This is a genomic window from Aeromonas sp. 25-248, assembly GCF_053005425.1.
The window spans coordinates 1-5,957 of sequence record NZ_JBRKTB010000028.1; the positions used below are offsets into that span (position 1 = coordinate 1).

Genomic DNA, 5,957 nt, shown 5'->3' on the forward strand with positions numbered 1-5,957 from the left:
CTTGCCAAGGTCGGGGTCGCGAGTTCGAGTCTCGTTTCCCGCTCCAATCTCTCTTCGAACCCTTCGAATTCAATCTCTCCCCCAAGTACACGAATCCAGTTTCTCAGTACCATCACTGCCGCGTCCTGTTGGTAGAGCATGATCCGCGCTTGCCAAGGTCGGGGTCGCGAGTTCGAGTCTCGTTTCCCGCTCCAATCTCTCTTCGACGTCCTCATAATCCCTTTGAATTGCCCATCACATCGCGCCGCGATGATTTGTCGTATCCGGCGTTTGCCTGATTTCTCTCTTCCCCGCACATCCCAAGTCATAAGACCAAGATGTATTGCTTGCTAATAGCCTCCCGGAGATCGGGCACAACCCTTTGCGGTCGGCTAACAGGCTTGGCAGGGCCTGAATGACATACAGTGGCTCGGTGTAAGTTAAAACCGGGGCATTTAACCAAAACTCATCATTTTGATTTATGGCGGCTGGTGGCGGCCATAAACGGCTTGCAGGTGGGGATGGCAAGCCCGGCAAGAGCTCTGCCGATCGAGGAGGGGAAATCGCGGGCAAAAAAATAGGAGGGGCGATGGCTCCTCCTACGGGTTCACTGGCGCTGGCTCAGATAACGGTGACGTTCTCGGCCTGAGGGCCTTTTTTGCCCTGGGTCACAGTGAACTGGACTTTTTGACCTTCAGCCAGGGTCTTGAAACCTGCGCTCTGGATGGAGGAGAAGTGAACGAAAACGTCCGGTCCCTGGGATTGCTCGATGAAGCCAAAACCCTTGGTTTCGTTGAACCATTTTACTTGGCCGGTGCGAATGTCAGACATGTGGTAAGTCCTATCTATAACAAAATGAAACTAAGCCTGGTTGGGCAGCATTTGCCTGGAAGTCAGGGGTTGAAGCATGACTGACCACGTCTTTTTGTCCCAGTAGCATGTAGCACAATCCCTGTCTAAAGCCTGACCGATTGTACTGGAGCCCGATCCCTTGTCAATTTGGCACTTTTCATTTTTTGAGCGAGCTAAAAGTATTGTGAAGTCAGCAGCTTGTTTCATGCTTCACATCAAAAAAAACGGGAGGCCATGGCCTCCCGTCTGCATAAGGGGGTGTGGTCGAGCCCCCTTATTCCTTGAGGGCGAACCCTTCCCCCTGGCGGTCGTAGCGGTAGCTGACCTGACCGAGAGAGCGGACCTCGACCCGCTGGATGCGGCGGCTGGTGTCCACCAGGATGAACACCGACTTGCCCGACTGCAGCCGGGTCAGCGGCCTGTCAGGCCCTTCGATGGCGATGAGCCGGCTGAGCTCGGCCCCCGGCAGCTCGAACTTGCGGAAGATGGAGTAGAGGGTTTCACCGGCCTGCACATCGTGCTGCAACCAGGTGCCATCCACTTTTTCCTCGACGGGCTTGGCGGCCTGGGGCTCACCGGCGTTGCCGACGGTCAGGGCCTGGGCCGGCACGGCCAGGGGGACCGCCAGAGAGCCTGACGGCGCTGTGGTCGGGGCGGCGGGGGCGGGCTCCCAGGCCAGCACCAGCAGCCAGAGCGGGATCAGCACCAGCAACCCTATGGTGTGTTTGCGGGGCAGGGGGCTTGCCAGCTTGAACGAGGCCGCCTTCGGCTCCTTGTTGCGCTGACCCAGGCCACTCATACCCTGGCCGAGACGCTGGCGCAGGGGCAGGGTAGCCGCGTTGATACGTTGGAGCAGGGTTCCTTGTGATTCGTCTTGGCGACGCTGCTGGGCTCGTCTGTTATGGCCACGTGGGCGACGGTCCGGGGTGGGCACGGCATTTACCTCTCACTACATTGCCTGCCATCAGGCAAATATGCCGCCTATGGTAAACGGACTCGTCCCCGAGGGGGAGAGTCCGGAGCATGAAAATTATCAGCTGAGACGAAACTGACCCAACAATTGCTGCAAACGTTCCGCCGCCTGACGCAAGGCCTGACTGGCGTTGGCCGTGCTGGTGGCGTCCCTGGCGATGTCGTTGGCCAGTGCGCTGGTTTTTGACAGATTGCCGGAGACAGTCTCGGAAACCGAGCTCTGCTCCTCGGCGGCGGAGGCGATTTGGTAGGTCATGTCGTTGATGGTGGCGATGGCCTGGAAGATGCTGCCGAGGGCCGCCTCCGCCTGATCCGCTTCCCCCACCGCCTGATGGGTCAGCTGCTGGCTCTGCTGGATGGCGTTGACCGCGTTGGTGGAGCTGTGGCGGATCTTGTCGATCAGCTCCTGGGTATTCTGCACCGCCTGCTGGGTGTTGCCCGCCAGCTTGCGCACCTCGTCGGCCACCACCGCAAAACCGCGCCCCTGCTCCCCGGCCCGGGCCGCCTCGATGGCGGCGTTGAGTGCCAGCAGGTTGGTCTGATCGGCGATCCCCTGGATGACGGTGAGGATGCTGGTGATCTGCTCGCTGTCGTGAGCCAGCCCTTCCACCACCTCGGCTCCCTTGCCCGCCTCGGCAGCCACCTTGTGCATGGAGTGGATCACCCGCTGGAAGCGTACCTTGCCCTCGTCCGCCGCGCTCTGGGCCTGCTTGGCGGAGTCGGCGGTGTTGTTGGCGTGGGTGGCCACCTCCTGGCTGACATAGGACATCTCCTGTACCGCGGTCAGCATCTGCTCCATCTCGGCCTGATGATGCTGCAGGTTGCTGTCGGTCTGGCCGGCGATGCGATCGGTATCCCCGGCGTGGCGATGGACCTCGCTCGCGGTCTTCTGCACATCCCCGAGCAAGGCCTGCAGCTTGTCGATGAAGCGATTGATGCCCCGGGCCAGGGCCCCTAGCTCGTCCCTTGAGCGGCTCTCCAGACGCTTGGTGAGATCCCCGTCGCCGTCGGCGATGTCATCCACCAGGCTGACCATCTGGCGGATGGGGCCCGTGATGCTGCGGGCAATGACCAGCATGGTGCCAAGGGCCAGCGCCAGTACGATGAGGGCACCGATGAGCTGCTGGGTCATGGCGGCGCGGTTCATGTCGGTGAGCTGGCGTGCCAGCTCGTCCGCTCCCGCCAGCACCACCTTGTAGGGCAGGGTGACGATGATGGCCCAGTTTCGGGCCATGCCGGGCACCGCGATGGGCACCGAGATACGGAACGCGTCGGTGAGCTCCTGGCGCTGCACGTCCGGTTTGAGGTACTGCTGCCAGCCGTTGCCGAGCACCTTGTCGGCGCGGCTGCCGAGCAGGCTGGCGTCGCCGCTGGTACCGGTGATGACGCCGGCAGCGCTGACGATCAAGGTTTCCCCCTTGCCGTCATAGATGTTGCTGTTGAGGGACTGGGCCTGGCGGCTGATGGAATCCACCGCCAGATCCAGCGCGGCGATGCCCTTGAACTGGCCATCCACCAGGATGGGGGTGGTGATGGTGCTCACCAGCACCTGCTGGCCGTTGATGTCCACCTTGAAGGGGTCGATGAGGCAGGGGCGCCCCTCCCGTTTCGGGCAGGCGTAGTAGTCGTTGGCCGGGTTGCCGAACTCGTCCGGATCGCTCTTCTCGATGGAGAGCAGCAGGTCGGTGCCTATGCTCTCCTTGTCGCGATAGAAATAGGGAACGAAGCGCCCCTTGTCGTCACTGCCGAGCGCGCTCTGGCCGGCGAAGCTTTCGTCCTGGCCGTCGAAGCCGTTGGGCTCGAATCCCGCGAAGGCGCCATAGAGCTGGGGCTCCAAAGCAAGCTGGGCCTTGAGCAGATCGGTGGCTTGCTGGCGATCCAGCGGCAGCTTGCCCTCCTGCTGGCGAGCGAAGACGCTGGCCATCTGCTGGGTGTAGGAGAGCCCCTTTTGCAGCAGCTGGGTGATGGTGGCGGCCTCGGCACGGGCGTTGGCGCTCACCTTCTGCCACGCCTCCTGTTGCAGGGCGGCGCGGCTGGAGTCGATGGTGAGCTGCTGGGTCTGCCGGCCTGAATACTGGTTGAGCAGGATCAGGATGACCAGGGCCGTGGTCATGGCGACACCGGCCAGTACCAGGATACGATTCTGGATAGAACGAAACTGCATCGCGCGTTCCTTGTATCGTTGAGGGTTCGTTGACGGGGTGACTGAAGTATCGGCTGTGCGGGAGATCTCTCCAGCGACCTCGCCTAGCTAAGCGGGAAAAAAGGGAAAATTCTGAGACATCACTCTAAAACAGCGGTTTTTGCGGGAATAGACCCTATTTTCCCCTCTGCCTCGCCATGGTTTTCCCATCCGTCATTGTCGGTGCTAAAATGCGACGGTTTTTTTAACGAATTGGCCCAAGGCCCTCTACACAAGGCTTAAAGATGAAAGTCAAAACCCGTTTTGCTCCCAGCCCGACCGGCTTTTTGCATGTCGGCGGTGCCCGTACCGCACTCTATTCCTGGTTGTTTGCAAAGAACCAGGGCGGTGAGTTTGTGCTGCGTATCGAGGATACCGATCTGGAACGTTCCACTCAGGAGGCCATCGACGCCATCATTGAGGGCATGGAATGGCTGGAGCTGAACTGGGATGAGGGCCCCTACTACCAGACCAAGCGCTTCGATCGCTACAACGCACTGATCGACGAGATGCTGGCGGACGGCCGTGCCTACAAGTGCTACTGCTCCAAGGAGCGGCTGGAAGCGCTGCGCGAAGGCCAGATGGCCAACGGCGAGAAGCCCCGCTATGACGGCAAGTGCCGGGATGGCGACCACGATCACCCGGCCGATGCGCCGCACGTGATCCGCTTCCGCAACCCGACCGAAGGGTCCGTGGTGTTCGATGACCACGTCCGTGGCCGCATCGAGTTCGCCAACACCGAGCTGGACGATCTGATCATCCGCCGTACCGATGGCGCGCCGACCTACAACTTCTGCGTGGTGGTCGATGACTGGGACATGGAGATCACCCACGTGGTGCGTGGGGAAGACCACATCAACAACACCCCGCGCCAGATCAACATCTACAAGGCGCTGAACGCGCCGGTACCGGAGTTTGCCCACGTCTCCATGATCCTGGGTGACGACGGCGCCAAGCTCTCCAAGCGCCACGGTGCGGTCTCCGTGATGCAGTACCGCGACGACGGTTACCTGCCGGAAGCGCTGCTGAACTATCTGGTGCGTCTGGGCTGGTCCCACGGCGATCAGGAGATCTTCAGCCTCGACGAGATGATCAAGCTGTTCAGCCTGGATGCCATCTCCAAGTCCGCCTCTGCCTTCAACACCGACAAGCTGCTGTGGCTGAACAACCACTACATGCGCAGCCTGGAGCCGGCTTATGTGGCCAAGCATCTGGCATGGCACATGGAACACCAGCAGATCGACACCAGCAATGGCCCGGCGCTGGCCGACGTGGTCACCCTGCTGGCCGAGCGCTGCAACACCCTGGTGGAGGTGGCCGCCCAGAGCCGCTACCTGTTCGAAGAGTACGAAGCCATCGACGAAGCCGCTGCCAAGAAGCACCTGCGCGGTGTGGCTGCCGAGCCGCTGGCGCTGGCCAAGGCCAAGCTGGCGGCCCTGGAGACCTGGACCACCGAGGCGCTGCACGAGCTGATTGAAGCGACCGCCGCCGAGCTGGGTCAGGGCATGGGCAAGGTCGGCATGCCGCTGCGTGTGGCCGTCACCGGTCTGGGCCAGTCTCCTGCCATCGACGCCGTGATGGCGCTGGTGGGCAAGGAGCGGGTCCTCGCCCGTATCGACCGCGCCCTGACGTATATCGACGCGCGCATGGCCGCTGAATAAACATCGGCCATGGCATGAAAAGGGCTCCCTGACGGGGGCCCTTCGTATTTTGGCCTCAAGCGGATTTGCGACGTAAAACAGCGACATAGCGACGAGGTTGGCGGTAAAAACAGCTAACTGCCTGAATTTTGACTAAACGCTCCAGTGGGCGAGAATTTTGGGTTGACAGCAAAGCGGGTGATGCCTATCATGCGCCTCCGTTGCCAGAGATAACTTTGGTAGCGCCGAGGTGAGTTGGGGTTATAGCTCAGCTGGGAGAGCGCTTGCATGGCATGCAAGAGGTCCGCGGTTCGATCCCGCGTAGCTCCACC

The 5,957-nt window shown here is 61.2% G+C and carries 4 protein-coding genes and 1 tRNA gene; 2 read left to right on the forward strand and 3 right to left on the reverse strand.

Annotation, left to right across the window (positions count from 1 at the left end):
* Window positions 1-600: 600 nt before the first annotated feature.
* From ACVDHI_RS20700 to ACVDHI_RS20710, 3 genes are all read right to left on the reverse strand, one after another.
* Window positions 601-810 carry a cold-shock protein gene (locus ACVDHI_RS20700; protein WP_005297820.1) on the reverse strand — a complete coding sequence of 70 codons (210 nt, stop codon included), beginning with the start codon at window positions 808-810 and terminating at the stop codon, window positions 601-603.
* A gap of 295 nt (window positions 811-1,105) precedes the next feature.
* Complete coding sequence (locus tag ACVDHI_RS20705) at window positions 1,106-1,765, reverse strand: LysM-like peptidoglycan-binding domain-containing protein (RefSeq protein ID WP_010675484.1); 660 nt, start codon at window positions 1,763-1,765, stop codon at window positions 1,106-1,108.
* Between the two features lie 99 nt (window positions 1,766-1,864).
* Window positions 1,865-3,967 carry a methyl-accepting chemotaxis protein gene (locus tag ACVDHI_RS20710; protein ID WP_324047959.1) on the reverse strand — a complete coding sequence of 701 codons (2,103 nt, stop codon included), beginning with the start codon at window positions 3,965-3,967 and terminating at the stop codon, window positions 1,865-1,867.
* A gap of 263 nt (window positions 3,968-4,230) precedes the next feature.
* Here ACVDHI_RS20710 and gltX point away from each other — a divergent pair, with 263 nt between their 5' ends.
* Both gltX and ACVDHI_RS20720 read left to right on the forward strand, forming a co-directional pair.
* Window positions 4,231-5,646, forward strand: a complete 1,416-nt coding sequence (gene gltX, locus ACVDHI_RS20715; protein ID WP_447212478.1) for a glutamate--tRNA ligase — start codon at window positions 4,231-4,233, stop codon at window positions 5,644-5,646.
* 236 nt (window positions 5,647-5,882) lie between these two features.
* A tRNA-Ala gene (locus ACVDHI_RS20720) sits at window positions 5,883-5,955 on the forward strand.
* Window positions 5,956-5,957 lie beyond the last annotated feature (2 nt).

Bases quoted from the DNA above. Each gene is read 5' to 3' on its own strand.
- ACVDHI_RS20700 (WP_005297820.1), bottom strand. From the start codon at position 810: ATGTCTGACATTCGCACCGGCCAAGTAAAATGGTTCAACGAAACCAAG.
- ACVDHI_RS20710 (WP_324047959.1), bottom strand. From the start codon at position 3,967: ATGCAGTTTCGTTCTATCCAGAATCGTATCCTGGTACTGGCCGGTGTC.
- gltX (WP_447212478.1), top strand. From the start codon at position 4,231: ATGAAAGTCAAAACCCGTTTTGCTCCCAGCCCGACCGGCTTTTTGCAT.